Source organism: Acidobacteriota bacterium, from assembly GCA_016700075.1.
Classification (GTDB): Bacteria; Acidobacteriota; Blastocatellia; order Pyrinomonadales; family Pyrinomonadaceae; genus OLB17.
On record CP065000.1, the window covers coordinates 2107271 to 2127729 of the forward strand.

20 protein-coding genes are annotated in these 20459 nt (G+C 54.0%); 12 read left to right on the forward strand and 8 right to left on the reverse strand.

What is annotated here, in order from left to right; all coding sequences use genetic code 11:
* Positions 1-10: 10 nt before the first annotated feature.
* From IPM50_09495 to IPM50_09505, 3 genes are read right to left on the reverse strand one after another with little or no spacing between them, the layout of a single operon-like run.
* Positions 11-1060 (reverse strand): saccharopine dehydrogenase NADP-binding domain-containing protein, encoded by a 1050-nt coding sequence (locus IPM50_09495; GenBank protein ID QQS31912.1) that lies wholly within the window; start codon positions 1058-1060, stop codon positions 11-13.
* 39 nt (positions 1061-1099) lie between these two features.
* Entirely contained in the window at positions 1100-1807 is a 708-nt protein-coding gene (locus tag IPM50_09500) for a leucyl/phenylalanyl-tRNA--protein transferase (protein QQS31913.1), read from the reverse strand.
* A gap of 9 nt (positions 1808-1816) precedes the next feature.
* Positions 1817-2041: a hypothetical protein gene (locus tag IPM50_09505; protein ID QQS31914.1), complete on the reverse strand. Its 225-nt coding sequence runs from the start codon at positions 2039-2041 to the stop codon at positions 1817-1819.
* A gap of 132 nt (positions 2042-2173) precedes the next feature.
* On the opposite strand from IPM50_09505, the gene IPM50_09510 reads away from it, so the two are divergent.
* Positions 2174-5776, forward strand: a complete 3603-nt coding sequence (locus IPM50_09510) for a TonB-dependent receptor (protein ID QQS31915.1) — start codon at positions 2174-2176, stop codon at positions 5774-5776.
* 153 nt (positions 5777-5929) lie between these two features.
* Positions 5930-6166, forward strand: a complete 237-nt coding sequence (locus tag IPM50_09515; GenBank protein QQS31916.1) for a hypothetical protein — start codon at positions 5930-5932, stop codon at positions 6164-6166.
* Positions 6167-6222: 56 nt separating this feature from the next.
* On the opposite strand, the gene IPM50_09520 is transcribed toward IPM50_09515, so the two are convergent.
* Positions 6223-7653: an MATE family efflux transporter gene (locus tag IPM50_09520; protein ID QQS31917.1), complete on the reverse strand. Its 1431-nt coding sequence runs from the start codon at positions 7651-7653 to the stop codon at positions 6223-6225.
* 249 nt (positions 7654-7902) lie between these two features.
* Here IPM50_09520 and IPM50_09525 point away from each other — a divergent pair, with 249 nt between their 5' ends.
* Genes IPM50_09525 through IPM50_09535 form a run of 3 tightly spaced genes read left to right on the forward strand, consistent with a single transcriptional unit; the run spans position 7903 to position 10763 of the window.
* Positions 7903-9012, forward strand: a complete 1110-nt coding sequence (locus IPM50_09525; protein ID QQS31918.1) for a hypothetical protein — start codon at positions 7903-7905, stop codon at positions 9010-9012.
* A 57-nt stretch (positions 9013-9069) separates the two neighbouring features.
* Positions 9070-10197: a tRNA 2-thiouridine(34) synthase MnmA gene (mnmA, locus tag IPM50_09530; GenBank protein ID QQS31919.1), complete on the forward strand. Its 1128-nt coding sequence runs from the start codon at positions 9070-9072 to the stop codon at positions 10195-10197.
* Positions 10194-10763 carry a 5-formyltetrahydrofolate cyclo-ligase gene (locus tag IPM50_09535; GenBank protein ID QQS31920.1) on the forward strand — a complete coding sequence of 190 codons (570 nt, stop codon included), beginning with the start codon at positions 10194-10196 and terminating at the stop codon, positions 10761-10763. The genes mnmA and IPM50_09535 overlap by 4 nt, the downstream gene beginning before the upstream one ends.
* On the opposite strand, the gene mscL is transcribed toward IPM50_09535, so the two are convergent.
* Positions 10749-11168: a large conductance mechanosensitive channel protein MscL gene (gene mscL / locus IPM50_09540; protein ID QQS31921.1), complete on the reverse strand. Its 420-nt coding sequence runs from the start codon at positions 11166-11168 to the stop codon at positions 10749-10751. The genes IPM50_09535 and mscL overlap by 15 nt on opposite strands.
* Before the next feature lie 70 nt (positions 11169-11238).
* Positions 11239-11877 carry a polymer-forming cytoskeletal protein gene (locus IPM50_09545; GenBank protein ID QQS31922.1) on the reverse strand — a complete coding sequence of 213 codons (639 nt, stop codon included), beginning with the start codon at positions 11875-11877 and terminating at the stop codon, positions 11239-11241.
* 146 nt (positions 11878-12023) lie between these two features.
* Here IPM50_09545 and ttcA point away from each other — a divergent pair, with 146 nt between their 5' ends.
* Complete coding sequence (gene ttcA / locus IPM50_09550; protein QQS31923.1) at positions 12024-12986, forward strand: tRNA 2-thiocytidine(32) synthetase TtcA; 963 nt, start codon at positions 12024-12026, stop codon at positions 12984-12986.
* A 202-nt stretch (positions 12987-13188) separates the two neighbouring features.
* Here ttcA and tnpA read toward each other — a convergent pair whose 3' ends face one another.
* Positions 13189-13641 (reverse strand): IS200/IS605 family transposase, encoded by a 453-nt coding sequence (gene tnpA, locus IPM50_09555; protein QQS31924.1) that lies wholly within the window; start codon positions 13639-13641, stop codon positions 13189-13191.
* 120 nt (positions 13642-13761) lie between these two features.
* Here tnpA and IPM50_09560 point away from each other — a divergent pair, with 120 nt between their 5' ends.
* From IPM50_09560 to IPM50_09585, 6 genes are all read left to right on the forward strand, one after another.
* A complete protein-coding gene (locus IPM50_09560) occupies positions 13762-14190 on the forward strand; it encodes a very short patch repair endonuclease (GenBank protein QQS31925.1) in 429 nt (142 codons plus the stop codon).
* Positions 14191-14279: 89 nt separating this feature from the next.
* Positions 14280-14528 carry a helix-turn-helix transcriptional regulator gene (locus IPM50_09565; protein ID QQS31926.1) on the forward strand — a complete coding sequence of 83 codons (249 nt, stop codon included), beginning with the start codon at positions 14280-14282 and terminating at the stop codon, positions 14526-14528.
* Complete coding sequence (gene dcm / locus IPM50_09570) at positions 14525-15847, forward strand: DNA (cytosine-5-)-methyltransferase (GenBank protein ID QQS31927.1); 1323 nt, start codon at positions 14525-14527, stop codon at positions 15845-15847. The genes IPM50_09565 and dcm overlap by 4 nt, the downstream gene beginning before the upstream one ends.
* Positions 15844-16404: a hypothetical protein gene (locus IPM50_09575; protein ID QQS31928.1), complete on the forward strand. Its 561-nt coding sequence runs from the start codon at positions 15844-15846 to the stop codon at positions 16402-16404. Before dcm ends, IPM50_09575 begins: the two co-directional genes overlap by 4 nt.
* Before the next feature lie 15 nt (positions 16405-16419).
* The gene (locus IPM50_09580) at positions 16420-17319 is read left to right on the forward strand and encodes a GIY-YIG nuclease family protein (GenBank protein QQS31929.1); all 900 of its coding nucleotides are present in this window, start codon (positions 16420-16422) and stop codon (positions 17317-17319) included.
* 280 nt (positions 17320-17599) lie between these two features.
* Positions 17600-17860, forward strand: coding sequence for a hypothetical protein (locus IPM50_09585; GenBank protein QQS31930.1), 261 nt, complete (start codon positions 17600-17602; stop codon positions 17858-17860).
* A gap of 28 nt (positions 17861-17888) precedes the next feature.
* Here the strand turns inward: IPM50_09585 and IPM50_09590 are convergent, their stop codons facing one another.
* On the reverse strand, positions 17889-20315 hold the full coding sequence (locus IPM50_09590) for a serine hydrolase (protein ID QQS31931.1): 2427 nt from the start codon (positions 20313-20315) through the stop codon (positions 17889-17891).
* Positions 20316-20459 lie beyond the last annotated feature (144 nt).

Here is a 20459-nt window from a genome sequence, read left to right on the forward strand (position 1 = left end):
GGCGTGAGGGCTATGCGTCCTGCCGTTCTACGCCGTCGATCTCGAGCGCAAGATCGGCGCCGTAAGCCTTGGCAGGCGTTTGAAATCCGGGCGTGAAATTGCCGGCGAGTATCTTTTCGGTGATCAGCAGAGCAGATAGTGCGGTCATAGTGTAGCCTTCGGGACACTGCAGGCGTGCTTCCACACGATTGCCGTCTTCGTCCGAAGCCTCGCCCCAAAGCAGCGTTTTCCCGCGTGCACGCTCTTCGTCCGAAGGGCCGCCCGGCGGTATGCGCGACTGCAGATATTTCTGGACTGGCCGAGTTTCCAGCAGCGGACCGAGATAGCGGCTGAGTTTCATGGCCTTTAATGCTGACGGCGGCGCGACGGTGTAAACCTCGATATTGGGAATACCGGTCGAATAATATGCTGTCGCCACGTCGCCCCACGGAATGGTTACGCCGGTCTTCACCTCGCCGTTTCCGAAATCGATCGAGCGCGTCCGCCATGCCGCGGGAACGGGCGTGATCTTTCCGTCTCTGCGAACGGCTCCGCCTTTGCCGGCGTTCATTGTCATGGTTGCCTGCGTACCGTGCGACAGGCGGCCCTTACCATAAAACGCGAGTGTCAAATTCGTCGCGGTCGGCAATCGATCCTTCAGGTGACGTGCCAGACAATCCGAAGGTACAACATCAAAACCGACGCCCGGCATCACCATAATGCCGCCATCTTTTGCTTTTTGGTCTGCGGCGGCACATGCCTCGAAAACGGCGATCTCGCCCGTAATGTCGGTGTAGTGTGTCTTTGTCCTGAGGCAAGCTTCGCCCATTTGCCTCGAGGTTAGCGAAAAAGGCCCTGCGCAATGGATGACCGTAGCGACCTCATTCAACGCCGCGTCGAGCTTCTCCGTTTCATCGAGTGAAAAGATGCGAGATTCGAGCCCGTGCTTTTTTGCCAAGGCCTCGATCGCTGCCTCATTCCGGCCGGCAATGATCGGCCGCATCCCGCTTTTCACCGCATACCGCGTGATCAGCTCGCCTGTGTAGCCATTCGCTCCGTATATCAGAAAGTCATCGTTCATTAGTGCCAACAGGATAAACAGGATACGCAGGATAAGCAATCAGGTAGGCCGTTGTTCATCTTGTTCTAAAAAGTGGCCGCCGGATGATCTTGAATCTTCGAGCTTCTGCAGAAACTCTCGGCGACTAACCTCCTTTGCACCCAGAGCCTCCATATGCGGGGTCATTACTTGGACGTCAAGCCAAGTTGCGCCGAGGCCGGCGAGGTGATCGATGAGGAAAAGGAGAGCGAGTTTTGATGCGAACGGCTTTTTGTAGAACATCGATTCGCCTGTGAAAACACCGCCTGCGTCAACGCCGTAGAGCCCGCCGGCGAGGCTGCCGTCCGCGTCCCACGCCTCGACGCTATGCGCGTAGCCGAGTGTGTTCAGCTCTGTATAGCGTTCGATGAATTCGGGCGTTATCCAAGTGCCTGCTTGGCCGCTGCGCCGGCTACGAGAACACTCGGTTATCACGTCGCGAAAGGCCCTATTGATGGTAAATTTGAACGGTGCTTTGCGGCGTTCGCGTGCGAGGCTTCGTTGAATTCGCAAGTCAGAAAATTCGAGGATCGCTCTCTTTGCAGGGCAGAACCACGGCAGCGGCACGCCCTCCATAGGCCATGGAAAAATGCCTTTCGAATAGGCCTTGATCAGATTCTCGACCGTGGGCTCGACGCCGAAAGCTATAACGTCCTCTGCCGAGAAAAAGTATCCGTCGTGGAGTACCCATTCGGGAAAATCATACCTTTGCGGATCGGGAAACGTCACAGCGGTATTTTACAGCAGAAGTGCTTTCTGCAGAGTTGGGTCAACGGAAAAGGGATGCAGGCAAACAACGCGGCGTCCAACGCTTTCTGTACAAAATTCTGAACTTAATCCAAATTTATCTGCAAACCCCTTACTGCCGGAAAAGCCGCCAAAGCGTTTACTGTCTATTAATAAACCACTTACGCCGATGAATGCGCCAGGGAACGCGTTTTGCCTTAAAAAAGTCAGATTCATTCTTATACATCCGTATTTCCGAATTTTATTGGTTTTTTTGCGGTAGGTCAGCGCACTTATACGTTGTATTGCTGTCCCATATTACTCGAAGAAAAAACACGAGGCAGAGATGCCTCACTCAGGAGGAAATTCATGAAGATAGACTTTAAGGCTTTGGTCATCTCTGTGGCCATTTTAGCCTTTGCCAGCCTTACCGCATTGGGCCAAGCCGGTTCGATCGCCGGTATGGTAACCGACAATAATGGCGCTATCATCCCCAATGCCTCGGTGGAGGTAAGGGGTGCCGGCGGCCAAACGTTCACCGTGGTGACGAACGATAACGGCGTTTATCGCGTTCCGGCGGTTGCGACCGGTACCTACACGGTGTCGGTCACTTTGAGCGGATTTAGGCGATCCGTCGTCAACAATGTCAAGGTCGACATCGGTACGCCGTCAACCGTGAACATCGTTCTGCAGGCCGGAGACATCAGCGAGATCGTTGAGGTCTCGTCCGGCGGCGAGGTCTTACAGACCGAGACCGCGACGGTCGGAAACACCATTTCAGGCCGACAGATCAACCAGACGCCGATCGCCTCGCGTGACGCTCTCGATCTGATCCTGCGTCTGCCGGGCGTTTCGTCAGTAGGAGCTCCGCGACAATCGTCGATCAACGGACTTCCCAAAGGCTCGCTCCAGCTCACGCTCGACGGCGTGGACATTCAGGACAACGTGCTTCGCTCGTCTGACGGCTTCTTTACATATGTAAGGCCGCGTGTCGATGCTATCGAAGAGGTCGTGGTCTCCACCGCCAGCCCCGGTGCAGAAAGCACGGGTGACGGTGCCGTTCAGGTACGTTTTGCTACGCGCCGCGGAACCAACGACTACAAGGGCACTGTATATTGGCAGATCCGAAATGACTGGCTAAACGCTGCTTATTGGTACAACAACCGCGACAAGCCTTTCGGCAACCAAAAGAAACAGAGGGACAGGACCAACCTGAATCAGCCCGGTTTCTCATTCGGCGGCCCGCTGCCGTTCCTTCAGTTCGGTGAGGGCGTGAAGGCCATCAACAGCGGCAAGGACCGTACTTTCTTCTTCGTCAATTACGAAGAGTTTCGTCTCCCCGGTTCGCAGAGCCGCAGCCGTACGGTGATCAAGCCTGAGGTGATCGCAGGAACGTTCCGCTATATCACAGGCGGTACAACGAATTCGGTCAACTTGTTCAACATTGCCTCCACCGTTCCGGGGCTTCCGACGACGATCGACCCGACCGTCAGCAATGTCCTGAACGAGATCCGATCAGCGGCGCAGCAGGGAACCCTCGCACCGATCACCAACGATCCCAACCGTGAGACCACTACGTTCAGCAATCCGGGACAGGCACGCCGAACGTTTCTCGCACTTCGGTTTGACGGAAATATCAATAAGAACCACAGCGCCGAATTCGTTGTTCATCGGCAGGAGTTCTATCCGTCGATCGACTTCATCAACGGCAACGACGCACCGTGGCCGGGCGGACCGCAATATGGACAGGGCGGCATTCGCCGATCTGCAACAGTAGCACTGCGTTCCACGCTTCGCCAAAATCTGATCAATGAAGCACGCTTCGCATGGTCGGGCGGACGCACGGACTTTGCACAGGGCTGCTGCGGTAACGATTTCAACAGCCAGAACGGCAGACAGCTAAGCCTTGCTGCTCCTCTGGGGATGTCGGTCAATCTACGTCAGGTCACCACTCTTTCAGGACGTACAACGCCTACCAGAGACTGGACAAACAACATGGTCTGGACGCAAAAGAACCACACGTTCTCTTTTGGAGGACAGTACAAGGACATCCGTTGGGAGAATACGAACCAGGTCTGCTGTCCCACGGTCGGATTCGGTCTTGATCAGGTTCGCGATGCGGATGCATACAACGCGTTCAACGCAACGACGATGCCCGGAGCTGATCCGGGACAGATCCAGTTAGCACGTAATTTTTACGCTGCACTGATCGGCCGCATCACATCATATACCCGATCGGCGGTCCGTACCGCTGACGGTACTTATGCTGCAGGCGGAAATCTGTTCCAGAAACTGAAAGAAAGGACGCTTGGCGTTTATGCGCAGGATTCCTGGAAGATGAGGAATAACCTCACAGTTACTTTGGGACTTCGTTGGCAGCCAAGGCTGGGTGTTACGGCAGAAACTGCAAACTTTGCCAAACTGCCGGGCGGCACCAATATGCTCTACGGCACGTCGGGAACTCCTGACGCTCAGTTCCGTCCGGGAGCGCCGATGAATGCCCCGGTTCCCGTTTCCGTTTCGTACGCTATCGGTGAAAAGATCACTCCGGACAAATGGCAGAACTGGGCACCTTCGTTCGGTTTCGTTTGGTCGCCGAATGCGGGTAACGTTCCGCTGCTAAAGTACGTCATGGGCGGCGCCAACAAGAGCGTATTCCGCGGCGGCTGGTCGCGGTCATTCGTTCGCGAAGGCCTGAACGTCGCTTTTCAAATGGCAGCCAATCCGGGCGGCGGCAGCATCGATGTCAGCCGCACCTTTACGAACGGCCAGATGACGGCGGGTACGCTGTTGAGAACGCCGGGCAATCCGATGCTCTCACCGGCTCCTTTCTCGCCCACACCGAATTTCCCGTTCACACATACGACATCCAATCAGTCGTTTGCCGTGGATGAAAACCTCAAAACGGGATATGTCGATTCGTTCAGTTTCGGCTATCAGCGCGAAATTGATAAGAACACGGTCGTCGAATTTCGCTATGTCGGCAACCGCGGCAAAGATATGGAACGCCTGCGCAACGTGAACGAACGCAACACGCTCGAAAACGGTGTTGCGGCCGAGTTCATTCTTGCTCAGCAGAACCTGTATGCGAATATCGCCGCCAATCGCTGCCAGACGGGCGTGACCGCGGCGAATTGCCAATACAACTTTGCATACTTCGGCCCGGGCACAGGGACCAACCCTTTGCCGATCACACTTGCATACTTTAATGCTCTTCAGGCTACGCTCACTCCCGGAGCACTCGGCCAGAACGGCAGTGTGACCGGCGCAGCGGCAATGATGGCTTCCAATTATGGAAGCGCGAATTTCCGCAGCACCACATTCACGAGCCCGCTCAACAATGTAGCAGCCAACATCATCGGTTGGGCGGCGGCGCTTGAGGGTGACCCGACGCGAAGGGCGAACGCTCTGGCTGCCGGACTCCCCGCGAACTTCATGTTCGTCAATCCGATCAACATTGCTGGTGCGTTCATCCTCGACAACACCCAAAACTCATGGTATGACGGCGGAGTTATCGAAGTTCGCAGACGCCTTGCACAGGGGCTCCGCGTACAGGCGAGCTACACGTTCTCGAAAGCACAGTCCGACTTCTTTGCGGTCAGTGCCATCGTGAACAGCAGCATGTCGAACCGTCCGTTCGGGCTTCAGCTTGCTAAGACCGTTCAGGCGTTCGATATCCGTCACAACTTCAAGTTTGACGGCACGTACGACCTGCCGTTCGGCCGCGGCCGTACCTTCTTCTCGGGAGCGGGCCGTTGGCTGGACGCACTTGTCGGCGGTTTCAGCATTCTGCCCGTCGTCACCTGGCAGAGCGGCGCTCCGATACAGCTTGGAAATGCTCAATTGGTCGGAATGACCGTTAAGGAACTGCAGAAGGAGATCAAGGTTCGCAAGAATCCTACAACCGTAACGTGGCTTCCGGATGACATCATCCTGAACACACAGCGAGCGTTCGCCACGAGCATTACTTAGCCCAACGGTTATAGTACTGCATTTGGCGGGCCGCCGACAGGCCGCTTTATCGCACCTGCCGGATACAACAATTGCCTTGCACCAGTTGGCGGCCAATGCGGCTTCAATAACCTCGTTTTCTACGGCCCCAGCTTCTTCAAGCTGGATGTCGGTGTGAACAAGGCTATTCCGCTGACCGAGCGTTTCAGGATGGAGATCCGTGCGAACTTCCTCGACGCGCTCAACCATGCCAACTTCCGTGTTGGCGGGTTCGCGGCCAACACTGTCACATCCGGATGCTGCGGTGCGACGTTCGGGCAGCTGCCGAGCGGATCGGCCTATCGTGACAACAACACGACCAACGATCCGGGCGGCCGCGTGATCGACCTTCAGGTCCGAATTTCCTTCTAGTATTATTAGAGGGAAAAAATTTGGCGTCAGGGCTCTCAGGCTCTGACGCCTTTTTTCTATACCTGCTTCAGCTTCCACTTTCCACGTTTGAAAAGCATTGCCGAAACGACCGCGAGTACGGAGAATGCGATGGTGATCGCCCAAAAAACACCCTGCGGACCCATCTCGAATCTATAGGCAAGAACGTATGCAAGAGGTATCTCAAAAAGCCAAAAAACGAAGAAGTTCAGATAGGTCGGCGTCACCGTGTCACCGGCCCCGTTGAACGAACTTTCCATGACCATTCCCAGCCCGTAAAAAGCATAACCGTAGCCGATAATTCTCAGACAATCGACGCCATACGTAATGATCCCTGCATCGTCGGTGAAGATCCGTATCACCGGCTCCGGAAAGAGAACGAACGAAAATCCGATCAGGCCGAGCAATGCCGCGTTGATGCCGCCCGCGATCCACACAGAACGCTCTGCGCGGTCGGGCTTGCCGGCACCGAGATTTTGCCCGACCAGCGTTGCTGAGGCGTTCGCGATGCCGGCGGCCAACAGAATAATGAAAATTATCACGCGCAGCCCGATCTGATAGCCTGCCATCGCAACCGATCCAAAGCCCGCAATTATAACTACAAGCCCGCTCCAACTCGCTGTCGAGATAAGAAACTGCAGCACGGCGACCGAAGACAGCCGGACCAGATCGGCGAGAATTTTCGGATCGAATTTCCAATGTGCCCGGCGGATCTCTATGCGGCCGCCGTTGTCGCGAAAGAACAGTGCCCAAGCGGCGTAAGCGACGCCGATACCGCGCCCGAAAACCGTTGCAACGGCCGCACCCGTCACACCCATTTCAGGAAAAAAGGCGATACCGAAAATGAACAGCGGGTCCAGCATGATGTTAAGTCCGTTAGCGATGATCAGCACACGCATCGCGATCGCGGCGTCGCCGGCCCCGCGAAATATGGCGTTTAGCAGGAACAGGAATACGATCACCACGTTCGTGCCCAGCATTATCTGCATGAAAGGCGTCCCGAGTTCGACCACTGCGGGTTCCGCGCCGAGCAGACGCAGGATGTCAGCGGCGAAAATAACGCCCGGAACCGCCATCGCCAGCGAGACCGCGAGCCCGAGGTATATCATGTGTGCGGCGCTTCGCGATGCGCCGTCCGGGTCCTTTTCTCCGACTCGACGGGCCACGGTCGCTGTCGCTCCGACGCTGAGTCCGACCGCAACAGCGTAAACAAGTGCGAGGATCGATTCGGTAAACCCGACGACCGCTACGGCCTCGGCGCCGAGTTTTGCGACAAAGAATGTATCGACAATGGCAAAAACGGCCTCCATCGCCATCTCGAACGTCATCGGAATAGCAAGGATTATCAGGCCCGCGAGTATCGGTCCTGTGGTGAAATCGCGGTCCGTTCCGCGAAACGCCTCGCGGAGAACAGTACGAATGGAATTATGTGATCGCTCCTTTTTCGGAGACTCGGCCGACGAATGCATAACTAATTTGAAAGGCTAAACCAAGGCATACGAGCGGTGCCGGAGACGCCCATTCCAAAGACGCAATACGCCTAAAGAAACGGGCAATTGAGTGCGGATGTTCTAGCTAAAGTCGGCCAGCATAGTTTTGAGAAGATATCATACGGCCACGCCGTACCGCAAAGTGCGGGAATGTCGCAGTTTGCCTTGTCGCGGGGCGGCAATTGGGGTTAAGATTCTTGCGTTCCGGCTTTATCCGCTCGGCAGCCCATGAATCACATTTCCAGACGCGACCTTTTAAAGCTGCTTGCAGGTGCGGCGGGTTCGGCAGCGCTGCCTGTACCCGCTCTCGGCAGGTTGTTCTCGCAGACGAAACCCTACGAATTTCTCGTAGCCGGCGATTCCTTGGTTTGGGGACAGGGTCTGGAGGAAAAGGACAAGTTCTACTATCTGACAGCGGAATGGCTGAGGCGAGACGTCTTCACGAACGGCCGCGATGTTCTTCTGAAGGTAAAGGCACACTCCGGCTCTACGCTGAAATTTCAGGAAGACGAGGCCGAAAAATATCGTATCGCCGGCCGGGACGAAACCCATCCGTATCCGCCCGAGGTCAACATCGGGATGCCAAGCGTTTGGAAACAGATCGAGGTCGCGGCTGACGAATATCGCCGCGACGGTGTTTCGGGTGCGGACCTGATCATGATGACCGGCGGCATAACCGACATATCGACCGCCGAGGTTCTGAACCCGAACGGTGATATGAAGCTGCTGAGGGAGCAGATCAAAAAGCATCTGGACGGGTCGACCTATGATGTGCTTGAGCACGCCGTGCGGCTGCACCATAATTCTTTGATCGCGGTCGTCGGCTATTTCCACGCCATCTCGCAATATTCCGATGCAAAGAAACTCTTTAATGCGTGGCTCGAGATACTGAAGTTCCCGCGAGCACTTAAATTCGTTCCCAATAATTCGCTCGGACGAGCATTATTTTTCAACAAACTGAAGCGTCGAGCTATTGAACGTTCCCGCGTGTGGCACCAAGAATCTTCTATTGCCCAGCAAGCCGCCGTAGACCGGCTGAACGCAAAACTCGGAGCGACCCGTGCCGTTTTCATCGGCTCACCGTTGACCGAAAAGGATGCGATCGAAGCACCGGAAACAAGGCTGTTCCGAATGCGCAAGGGCGGCATCGTGGATGACCCTGTCGCTCGTCAGAGGATCAATGATTGCCGCATTTCCCTGCCCGAGCTTAAACGTTCGACAGGCATCGACTATCCGGTCCGTCTTTGCGAAGCCGCCGCCATCGGCCATCCCGACCAAGCAGGCTCGCGTGCGTATGCAGATGCCATCATCGCAAAGCTTTCCGGCCATATTCGCTAACTTCGACCGCTTAATTTCTTTTCAGACGGCCGTGCCTAACGGTTATACTCGAACTGTATGAAGATAGCGGTAGCTATGAGCGGGGGCGTTGACAGCAGCGCTGCGGCCGCACTGTTAAAGGAGCAAGGCCACGAGCTGGTCGGCTTTACGATGCAGCTGTGGGATCAGCGGCGGCACGTGAACGTTGACGAGAACGGCGATCCGCTGCCCAGCCGCTGCTGTTCCTTGGACGACGTTTACGATGCTCGCCGCGTCGCGGGAACTTTGGGTTTTCCGTTCTATGTTCTGAATCTCGAAAAAGATTTCGACCGCGACGTCGTCGAACCTTTTATACAAAGCTACCTTGCGGGCGAAACGCCTATTCCCTGTGTCGCCTGTAATTCGCGTTTGAAGTTCGCATCGCTCGACCGTATGGCTCGGTCATTGGATTGCGACAAGGTCGCGACAGGCCATTACGCACGAGTTGAGTATGACGAAGCGGCAGACCGCTACCGCCTGTTCCGCGGACGAAACCACTGGAAGGACCAGAGCTATTTTCTTTGGGAATTGACACAGGATCAGCTATCGCGTGCGATGTTTCCGCTCGGTGAAATGATGAAGGAAGAGGTTCGCGAAATTATCCGCGGGACCGACGCCTTTACAGCCGAAAAGCAGGAATCGCAGGAGATCTGTTTCGTCCCTGACGGGAATTATTCCGCATTCATAGATCGATTTCTCGCACACGAAGGCCGCGAAGATGAGATACCCGAACGCGGCGAGATCGTGAACACCGCGGGCGAGGTTGTCGGCGAGCACACGGGAATTCACCGCTATACCATTGGCCAGCGTCGGGGACTAGGCATCGCTCACGAAAAGCCGCTTTACGTCGTGCAGATCGAACGGGCCAAGAATCAGATAATTGTCGGCGAAGATGATGAGCTTGATTCGCCGGAATTTACCGCACGCGGCGTGAATTGGATCGCATTTGACGAGCCCGCCGAACCCGTCCGAGCACTCGTCAAAGTGCGCTATCGCCATGATCCGGTTCCGGCCACCATCCACGCACTTCCCGATTCACGTGCCCGCATCGTTTTCGACGAGCCGCAACGCGCCATCACACCAGGACAGGCGACGATCTTTTACGACATCGAGACAGGCGAAGAGGTTGTCGGCGGCGGCTGGATAGAAAGGCCCGACAAACCGTGACCAAATCCGAGCTCCGAAAAAAGTATCTCGAAAAACGGTCGCGGCTGACCGTTGCGGAAACTGTCGAAATGTCGGGAGCGATCGCTGAGCGGTTCTTTGCCGAGGTAGATCTGGCCGCCGTCAGGAATGTTCACACGTTCATCCGCCTTCGCAAATTCAACGAGATAGATACCTCGAATATCTATTTCCGCCTGTGGCGTGATCATCCCCACTTAAAAACATTCGCGCCTAGGATGAATGCCGCAACCGGCGAACTCGAGAGCGTGCGGTTTGACGCCGAAACCGATTTCACGGAAAACGACTGGGGCATTCGAGAACCCTTAGGCGATGCGGCGGACTCCGCAGAACTGGACCTTGTCATCGTACCGCTGCTGTGTTTTGACACACGAGGCCACCGCGTCGGCTATGGAAAAGGTTTCTACGACCGTTTCCTAGCCCGATGCAGGTCCGACTGCCAAAAGGTCGGCGTCAGCTATTTCCCGCCGGAAACTGAGGTCTCGGACACGACAGAAAACGACATCCCGCTTGATGCCTGCGTTACGCCGAACCGCTTATTTCGATTTTAGTATGTCGCGTATCTCAGTCAGCAGAGCTTCCTGCGGCGTCGGATCTGCCTCCGCCTCAAGGGCTTTGAAAATGTTGATGGCATAACGTGCCAAAAAGAACATCACCACCGCTACGATCAAGAACGTTATGATGTCGTTGATGAATTGACCGTACAGGATAACAGGCGTTCCGGCCTTGACGGCTGCCTGGATCTGTTCCGGCGTAGCGTTTGCCGGGATCGTTCCGCTGATGTCCCAGATCTTGTTTTTGAAATCAATGCCTCCGGTCAACACCGCGACGATGGGCATTATTATCCCGTCGGTCAATGTCTTGACGATAGCCGTAAACGCCGCACCCATAATAAAACCGATGGATAGGTCCAGCAGGTTTCCGCGGGCTATGAACTTTTTAAAATCGTTGATCATTCCTCTTCTCCTCAAACAAAAGGCTGCCGAAAACGACAGCCCAAAATAGTTTCAAATATCCGAAAACCCTTTAAGCACCGGCCGCCTCGACACTTTCATCGTCGTTGATGCCGTCGAGCAGAGAGTCCTCTTCTTCGGTCTCTGATGCCGCTACGAACGGCTCTTCTGCAACTGGTTCGGGTTCAGGCTCGTACTGCACGGCAGGTGCGGCAGCGGCCTCTTCCTGAGTCTCGCGGGCACGCAGCATGGTGCAGTTGCCTTCCAGAATAGCGCCGTCCTCGACGATCAGCTTTGGGCATTGGATGTTGCCGATGACGCGTGCCGTGCGGCCGAGCTGGAGCTTTTCCGTTGCAAGTATGTCGCCATTCACCGAACCGTTTATCATCGCTGCGGCAACCGAAACATTGGCATCGACCTGGCCGTTCGTGCCGACGATCAGCGTTCCCGTATCGCTGCTGACGGTGCCGATCAGGTGCCCGTCCACGCGGAGCATCGCGTGAAATACGGTCTCGCCGGTCAGCGTCGTGCCGTGGCCGACAAAGCCGCTCAGCCGGCCTTCCTTGATATCACGGGCCATCGAATCGCTCTCGGATATCGCGCGTGTGGCGACGGGTTGCGTCTCGGTCGCGTAGGCGTATGGTGCGGGTTGCTGTGTCTCGTTTTCGGCGGGGGCGTTATCGGGCCGGTTGCCTCTTCCCATTCTGATCATTGTTTCAAATCCTCACTAAAATTGAATTTTGCGGGAAAGACCCTCGTTGCGAACGGCGTGCGGAGCGGGGCAATTTGCATCCTGCGGCCCTCGTTTTCGGTTCAGATCTTTACTGTCCAAACTATAATAGAGGACTTACCGCCGATATGTCTAGCGTTTTTCCAAAGGTTGTAAAACCCGTTCCGGCGTGGCACACTTCAAAATTGGCGTTTACGATGCAGGCTGAAACGAAACTAAAGACCAAACTGCTCAAAAAGATGGGCCGCGCCATCGAGGATTTTTCGATGATCCAGGATGGCGACCGCGTGATGGTGTGCCTGTCGGGCGGCAAGGACAGCTATACGCTGCTCGATCTGCTGCTCGACGTGCAGCGGCGTGCGCCTGTGCGGTTTGAGATATTGGCCGTAAATCTGGACCAAAAGCAGCCCGATTTTCCCGAACACGTCCTGCCCGAATATCTCGAAAGCCGCGGCGTTCCGTATCGCATCGTTGAGGAAGACACGTTCTCTGTCGTCAAAGAGCACATCCCTGCGGGCAAGACCTATTGCTCGCTGTGCAGCCGACTGCGGCGGGGCATTTTGTACACGACGGCGGTCGAAGAACGCTGTACAAAGATAGCGCTCGGCCATCATGCCGACGACATCATCGCGACGTTTTTGATGAACCTTTTCTACGTTGGCCAGCTAAAGGCGATGCCGCCTATCCTGCGCAGCGACGACGGACGCAATACGATAATACGCCCGCTGGCCTACGCCCAGGAATCAGAGATCGCGGCGTATGCCGAGCAGCAGCAATTTCCCATAATCCCCTGCAATCTGTGCGGTTCGCAGCCCAATCTGAAACGCGCACGCGTCAAGCGGCTTGTCAACGAGCTGGAAAAAGAGACACCATACATCCGCCAGACGATGCTGACCGCGATGACGAACGTCACGGGCTCGCACCTGCTGGACAATGAACTCTACGATTTTCGCAATTTCGAGCCGATGATAAAGGCAATTCCCGCCGGCCACGGCTCCGTGATGCGCGAGCTGGACGACGTATTCGACCACTCCGAAGCCGCCTTCGCCCCCGAATCGCACCGCCCAAATGCTCTTCCCGTGTTGCAATAGCCTGGATCCGCCATCTTCTTCGTTGCGTAGCTACGCCTGATTGTAGCCGTGGGTTACAAGCCATGGGACGGGGTGAAACCCACAGGATCAGAGGTTGATTCAGGTTTGCCTTTGCCGCATCGCGGCAATTGACTGTAGCCGTGGGTGAAACCGACGGTAACGGAAGTAAATCAAAGATTCGTCGCGTCAGCGACGGTTGATGTCAATCGAACAAATATTTTTCGTCGTACTCCACACCGTGCTTTTGCAGAAGTCCGATGTATTCATCTTCGAATGACAACTTAGAGTGGTGCTCACGTTGGGTTCGGATATAATCCGCAACCGATGTTAGGGCCGACCTTGAAACGGAAAAAACACCATAACCATCCTGCCAACCAAAAGAATGGAATCCCTCAAACTCCCGTCTCATTCCATATGAAGAGTCCCCTTTCAACGCCTTGGCTATCTGACTCGGTGGTATGGTCGTTGGACACCCGATGAGAGCATGAACATGATCTTCAATTCCGCCGATCTGGATCGGCGTCATCCCATGATGTTTTGCGACGCCCGCGATGTAGGCCCAAACGCGTTCCTCGATCCCGGGATGAATCAATGGCTGCCTGTTTTTTGTACTGAAAACAAAATGCAGGTATATCTGCGAATATGTGTTTGCCATTTTGACGCGCGTCTTCAATCGTCGCTGACGCGACGCAAACATTCTAACGTATCTCGTCCGTGGGTTGTCACCCACGGCTATAATCAGATATCGCTATGCGATAGGATTCGGATCTTAGTTATGTACATTCGCGATAAACGTTCGCCGGTTCCCAAGAGCGAGGCCGTATCCCGTGTGATGAGCGCGAACCGCGGAAAGGATTCAGGCCCCGAGGTCCTGCTGCGAAAGGCACTTTGGCGGCGAGGCTTTCGCGGATATCGCCTTCACTACAAACGCGTCCCCGGCCGTCCCGATATTGCTTTTGTTTCACGCCGATTGGCGATCTTTGTCCACGGCTGTTTCTGGCACCGCTGCCCGAAATGCAAGTATCCGTTGCCGAAGAACAACACCGCATTTTGGCAGGAAAAATTTGACCGCAATGTTGCCCGGGACCGAAAAAAGACGCGTGACCTACGCCGAACCGGCTGGCAGGTCATAGCGGTTTGGGAATGCGATCTGAAACGCCGTTTTGACCGCACGCTTTCCCGCATTATCTCTCACCTCAGCTAACCACAAACACCCTAATTTGACGCCGTTGGAATAGTCGATTTTGGACTATTCGAAATCGGACTATACCTTCCAGTTAGCAGAAAATTCCTATGGAAAAATCGATCTATTCGCAGGAGTACTCCCTTTTTCTTGAGCATCTCCGAAAGGCCCGCGAGGAAAAGGGACTTACTCAGACCGAAGTAGCCGAAAGGCTTGGCCAGACGCAAAGCTTTGTCAGCAAGGTCGAACGAGGCGAACGCCGTATCGACATCGTCGAACTCAGAGCATTTTGCAACGCGATCGGAATAGACCTTCCAAAATTCGTCGCAAAGATCGAACGAACACTAGACACGCTATGAGCCGAAAAGACATCAGAGTTGTAGAACTTTTCGCCGGCGTGGGTGGCTTTCGATTGGGCCTTGAAGGCTGGAAGGGGAAATCACCGTCGTCCGGCTACACGAAACCCTACAAGACACCTTTCAAAGTGATCTGGTCCAATCAGTACGAGCCATCTACCAAGATTCAGCATGCCTCCAAAGTTTATGAGGAACGATTTGGTTCCGACAATCATGTAAACGAGGATATTTTTCCATATCCAATCGAAAAGATTCCCGATCACGATATGTTGGTTGGCGGCTTTCCTTGTCAAGACTATTCAGTCGCACGAACTCTGAATCAGGCCGAGGGTTTGGCTGGAAAGAAAGGGGTATTGTGGTGGGCAATTGAGAGAATCCTTCGTCAAAAGAAGAGTAGAAAGCCGGAATTCGTATTTCTAGAAAATGTGGATCGGCTGCTTAAATCTCCTGCAAAGCAAAGAGGTCGAGATTTTGCAGTAATGCTTGCCTCGCTTAGTGATTTGGGCTACGCAGTTGAGTGGAGAGTGATTAATGCAGCTGATTACGGGATGCCTCAGCGCCGCCGCCGAGTCTTCATATTGGCCTATCGTCGGAATTCAAAGATTTGGAAAGAGCTAACTAAGACAAAAGATCTTACAAATTGGATAGAAAGGGACGGCATCTTCGCAAGTTCGTTCCCTGTTAAAGAGGTATCGAATACAATCAAAACTAAATTTGAAATTAACGGTACGCTAGATTCAATTTCTAATCGATTTCCAATGGACCTTCATGAGGATAACCATGAGGTGACTACTTCGGAAAGCAGCCCATTTGAGAACAGCGGAGTTATGGTGGGGCGAAATGTTTACACGCTTCGAACTGAGCCGGATTTTCACGGTAAAAGGACGACTCTGGGTGAAGTAATTTACCGAAATGGGTCCTTTGATATAGATTCTTCATTCTTTCTGTCGGAAGAGAATCTTGATGTCTGGAAGTACCTTAAAGGTGCAAAGAAAAACAATCCGAGAAAATCGAAATCAGGATTCATTTATCATTACAACGAAGGACCAATGTCATTTCCTGATCCGCTCGATCGACCGTCTAGGACAATCATTACTGGTGAAGGCGGAGCAACACCGTCTCGCTTCAAACACGTTGTAGAGGTAAATGGTTCGTTGAGGAGGCTTGTTCCCGAAGAACTTGAAAGGCTCAATATGTTTCCGCCCGGCCATACGAAAGTGGAAGGGATTTCTGATGTGAAGAGAGCTTTTTTTATGGGTAACGCTCTAGTTGTCGGGGTTGTAGAAATGGTCGGGCGAGAATTGGCAAAAAGAACTGAATGAAGCCGATGAGATACAGCTGCTATAGACGAACAAGCGGTGGAATCAGAAGGCTCGATTTTCTTGAGCTTTCCGCCGCCAAGTATCTTGAAGATTGCGAATCCGAAGTTTATAAAATGTGGCAAGAACGAACCAACCGCAGTTCGGATGTTTCAATAGCCAACACACTAAGCAGAACAATTAGACCGAAATTTGTTGATGGAAATATTGGAATCGATCCAGGTATTTCTGAAGAATATGGGGTTTCCTGGATGTTTCAGCACCGGAATGACACATCCGGCAAATTTCTTGAGCTCTATCGAGAAACACACAAAAATAGAACGGTCGACTTTCTCTTGATTACTCAGTCAAGGGAATTCAAGAGCAAATTTCTCTTGGATGGATCCACAATGACCTTCGATTCAATCTGCGATGATTACGATGAGTTTGTTGATATATTGAAGCCCCAATACTCTTTACAGCTTTTTATTGTTGTTTTCGAAGATATGGACTTCTACGTTAGTTATGAGGAACGGGGAACAAAGACCGTTCTTAATTTGCACACTATGGCAAGACAATAATACTTCAACACTTTTATGCCAGATGCGAGACGCAACAGAGTATTCAAACTGGAACGGGACGATATTCGTTTTCCTATATGGAGAAAGAAAGTAGATGGTTCCATTTTTAACGAGCGAATGATAACTGTTCCAAACTCGTTTGTTGGCTTTTGGAAGCTTAAAAGACGGTTTGCGGGGATCCGGTCTAAGAGAGACGAAAAAAGTATCGTCCCAATCTTTTTTGAAGGTGAAAAGTTCGCAGGTAATATCACGGGACACAAGACCAGATCCAATTTATTTCGCATTTCATATGGTGCCGATCTAGCTGAAAAGTTGAAGGATACATTCGCAATGTCCTTTATGCGCGATCTCGAGTTCAAGCTTGGTGACTACGCCAATGATGAAAGGCGAGAGAATATTGAAGATCTCATACCTTTTTGGGAATTCCTCGATGTCGAATATGACGACATAAAGAATGAGATATTTTTTACTTGCCATTATCGGCAAAGACCACATTTCTCTCATCTGTTCAAGAAGATAGTGGATTCTACTATTCTAAGCCGTATTGAATTAGAGTTTGAAAGCAAGCATGAGAAGCGAATAATTAACAGCAAGTGGTATCCTAGATCAGAGCTAAAGAATCATTTTGACGCAAAAAATGTTCTTTACTTTCTGCTCGATGAACCTAGTCAACAAATCTATGTTGGAGAGGCTAGTTCGTTGAAATCAAGGCTCTCCGCCAAAAGACCAGAAATCCCGACTTGGACGCACTTTCGATACGATATCCTTCCGCCCCTCCTTGAGCCTTTTCGGGTTGAGATAGAGTTTATGATGATCTCCGCATTTATGAACCTCTGTCGTTGCGACTCATTTAAGGGTAAACCGAAGATTATCTCTGAGTATCAATTGATGAATAAGAAATATCTGTCTAAATAGCTTTTTGCCGAAGGCTTTGAGTAGGGCTTTGTCGGCCATATGTGGCAGTTGTCGGTGGCCGGTGGTCCGTTGTCAGGAAAAACGATCGGGCAGTGTGCCCGCGTTCCGACCGCACGCGTGAGATCACACTATACGCATTGTATGCAGGCGATCAACATACAATGCGTAGCGGCGGGGTTTGTGTGTTTGGAATTGCCCCGCTCTTTAGAGCGGGGGCAGATGGGCATAAAAGAAATCGGGCTTTAGCCCAATGACCGGTTTGGGCTGAAGCCCATCATTTGTGGGCAAACAAGACCCCGCTCTGAAGAGCGGGGCAATTCCCAATGGAAGCGGGGCAAATGAGATGCAGGCTGGCAGCCTGCGGTCCGGCAATGAAATGCGGGCAGGGATGCCCGCGTTCCCGGCGTGCGGTCTGAAGATGCGGGCAGGGATTCCCGCGTTCCCGGCGTGCGGTCTGAAGATGCGGGCAGGGATTCCCGCGTTCCCGGCAGGCGGTCTGAAGATGCGGGCAAGATGCCCGCGTTCCCGGCGTGCGGTCTGAAGATGCGGGCAGGGATGCCCGCGTTCCATTAGTCCAATTTCCGCGGGGCGAAGAGCTTGTCGTCGATCGCGGCGTTGTGACGGACGGACGTCGTTACGGCGACGTTGCGGCCCATCGACGGCGTTTCGGTCGTGGTGCGGAACGGCAGCCAGACGCCGTCAACCTCGCGGTAATCGGCGAAATCGGACGTGTAGGGCAACTGGATCGAACTGGTGCCCGAGACGATGACGCCTTCGCGGCGGACGGGGCGGAACGTCTTGGTCGAATAGTGCTCGCGATACGGCGTGCCGTCGCGTGGCGTAAAGCTGACGATCCACGTCTCTTCGTCGCCGACCTTGCCCTTGCCGGTGATCTCGATCTTTGAGAAATACTTTTCAAGCTCGAGCGCCGCATATAGATCGGCACCGCGTGCCGTGTCGGCCAGCCGTTTGCCGGTCAGTTTCTCGTTGGGGGCAAATGTGTATATCTCCTCGCCGTTCTTGCCGTCAAAATAGCTCCACATTTGGCCGATGTCTTTGCCGATGGCGGTGAATTTCGTCTCGGTGGCGGTGCGGTTCGGCGCCTTTGCCCATGAGGTCGTTTTTGCACGGACGCCCTGATTTTCCAGGTTCACGTCCATTTCAATCACACGCGACGTGATGCGGCGGATGTTCGCTTCGCCACCCATAGCGTCGATGGCCTTTTTCATCAGCTCGTCAACCGTTATGCCGTAGTCAACAGTGCCGGCGGCCGCCGAGCGTTTGAATTCGAACACGCCTTCGGGCTGATTCACCGCGACGGCCGCCACGGCGCCTTTGTCATCGCGTTTGACGGTCAGAAAATACGTGTCGGGCAGCGGCTGCATCGCGAATTCGTCCTTTTTGCGTTCGCGGAGTTCGTAGGGCTGCTGGCCGGGGATGTTGAACGTGACCTTGCCGGCGTCGTCCTTGACCTCGATCAGGCCGGCGGCTCCGGGAGCGTCGTATTTGCCGACGAGTTCTTTCGCGGGATTCGCGCCTGATTCGGCCGTTGTTTTTGCGGGCTCTGCGCCGGCACGCGGTGCCTTGCTCGTACGTCCGGGCTGAACGAGTTCGAGCTCGGCGGCCTGGCCTTCGGCGGGCGAGAAGTTCGCCGCGAAACCGTCGGGCAGCCCCGCGGGTTTGAATTTACGCGGACCTGTCGGCTCCAGCGCGTAAGGCGGCTGGCCGGGCAGCGTCATCACGAGCTTGCCTTCTTTTATGCTGACATCGATCTCGACCGTCGGCGTCAGGTTGTATTTGCCCGCGAGCTTCTGCATCTCGTCGGCCGTAACCGACGGCATCGCCGCCGGATCGCGGAGCATGCGGTCCCAGATGACGTCCATCAGCTCGTTGCCGAGCGGCGCGTTTCCGACGTTCATCAGCAGAGCGAAACCGAGCTTCTTTTCCGGCATGAAACCGACGAGCGACGTAAAGCCGTCGATGTTGCCGCCGTGCTGGACGACGGTCATGCCGTTCCACGTTTGGACGAACCAACCGAGCCCGTAACCTACTGAGCCCGTTGGCGTTACCTTCATATGCGGCTTGATCCATTCTGCAAAGCTCGCATCGGAAATGAGCTGTTTGTCGCCAACCTTGCCGCGGTTCATCGCAAAACGCAGCCATTTCGCCATGTCGTTCGCCGATGAATTAATAGAGCCCGCGGGCGCCGTGTCGGTGATCTCGCGAAACGGCACGCGTATGTGTTCTTTGGTGTCGGTGTTGTAGTTGTAGCCGAACGCGTAGTCCTTCGCTTTCTGCATATCGGCTGCGGTCATGCTGCTGTTCGTCATGCCGAGCGGCTTGAAGATCCGCTCGGGCACGAAACGCTCCCACGGCATCTTTTGCGCTTCTGCGACGGCCTCACCCGCGGCGGCGAACATTATGTTCTGATAGCCGAACTTTTCGCCGAGCTTGGCGTCGGGCTTTGCCTCGCCAACAACGCGGATCAGTTCCTGCCGCGTCAGACGGCCGGTGATCATCGCCAGGTCTGTGCGCGTCAGCCCCGAAGAATGCGTCAGCAGATCGCGTATGGTGATGTTCTTGTCCGTGTCGGGGTCAGCCATTTTGAAATACGGGAGTACCTTTTTTGGAGAATCGTTGAGCGAAAATTTGCCGTCCTCCGCAGTCATCAAAACCGACAGGCCCGTGAACGCTTTGGTCGCCGACGCTATCGGTAGCTGCGTGTCGGCCGTGACGGGCACCTTGCCTTCGAGATCCTTGTAGCCGAGTCCTTTTGCGTAAATGACCTCGTCGTCCTTGACGATCACCAGCGACATTCCGGGAATTCCGAGCTCAGCACGGCGTTTTTCGGCGCGTTCTTCGATTGACGCAAGCCGTGCGGCATATGGATTTGCTGCCGCTGTCGCGGTTCCGGTCTGTCCGAGTGCGGCAAGTGGCATCGCCGACATCATCAGGGCAAAAACGAGCGAAAGTGTGTAAAGGTAGCGGTATCTCATTTTCAACAAAATAATTTCCCCAATAAATGTATAAGTCTTATATACGAACGAACCCGTAATATGGTTCTACGACCGTCTTTACATTTGTGTTAATGGTTTAGAATAGTGTATTCCAGTTCGGGCTAGATTCCAATGAAACATATC

What these genes read in the sequence shown, in the direction of transcription:
- mnmA (QQS31919.1), top strand. Translation starts at nt 9,070, where the DNA reads ATGAAGATAGCGGTAGCTATGAGCGGGGGCGTTGACAGCAGCGCTGCG.
- IPM50_09545 (QQS31922.1), bottom strand. Translation starts at nt 11,877, where the DNA reads ATGATCAGAATGGGAAGAGGCAACCGGCCCGATAACGCCCCCGCCGAA.
- IPM50_09510 (QQS31915.1), top strand. Translation starts at nt 2,174, where the DNA reads ATGAAGATAGACTTTAAGGCTTTGGTCATCTCTGTGGCCATTTTAGCC.
- IPM50_09590 (QQS31931.1), bottom strand. Translation starts at nt 20,315, where the DNA reads ATGAGATACCGCTACCTTTACACACTTTCGCTCGTTTTTGCCCTGATG.
- dcm (QQS31927.1), top strand. Translation starts at nt 14,525, where the DNA reads ATGAGCCGAAAAGACATCAGAGTTGTAGAACTTTTCGCCGGCGTGGGT.
- IPM50_09495 (QQS31912.1), bottom strand. Translation starts at nt 1,060, where the DNA reads ATGAACGATGACTTTCTGATATACGGAGCGAATGGCTACACAGGCGAG.
- IPM50_09520 (QQS31917.1), bottom strand. Translation starts at nt 7,653, where the DNA reads ATGCATTCGTCGGCCGAGTCTCCGAAAAAGGAGCGATCACATAATTCC.
- IPM50_09505 (QQS31914.1), bottom strand. Translation starts at nt 2,041, where the DNA reads ATGAATCTGACTTTTTTAAGGCAAAACGCGTTCCCTGGCGCATTCATC.
- IPM50_09565 (QQS31926.1), top strand. Translation starts at nt 14,280, where the DNA reads ATGGAAAAATCGATCTATTCGCAGGAGTACTCCCTTTTTCTTGAGCAT.
- mscL (QQS31921.1), bottom strand. Translation starts at nt 11,168, where the DNA reads ATGATCAACGATTTTAAAAAGTTCATAGCCCGCGGAAACCTGCTGGAC.
- tnpA (QQS31924.1), bottom strand. Translation starts at nt 13,641, where the DNA reads ATGGCAAACACATATTCGCAGATATACCTGCATTTTGTTTTCAGTACA.
- IPM50_09525 (QQS31918.1), top strand. Translation starts at nt 7,903, where the DNA reads ATGAATCACATTTCCAGACGCGACCTTTTAAAGCTGCTTGCAGGTGCG.
- IPM50_09575 (QQS31928.1), top strand. Translation starts at nt 15,844, where the DNA reads ATGAAGCCGATGAGATACAGCTGCTATAGACGAACAAGCGGTGGAATC.
- ttcA (QQS31923.1), top strand. Translation starts at nt 12,024, where the DNA reads ATGTCTAGCGTTTTTCCAAAGGTTGTAAAACCCGTTCCGGCGTGGCAC.
- IPM50_09560 (QQS31925.1), top strand. Translation starts at nt 13,762, where the DNA reads ATGTACATTCGCGATAAACGTTCGCCGGTTCCCAAGAGCGAGGCCGTA.
- IPM50_09580 (QQS31929.1), top strand. Translation starts at nt 16,420, where the DNA reads ATGCCAGATGCGAGACGCAACAGAGTATTCAAACTGGAACGGGACGAT.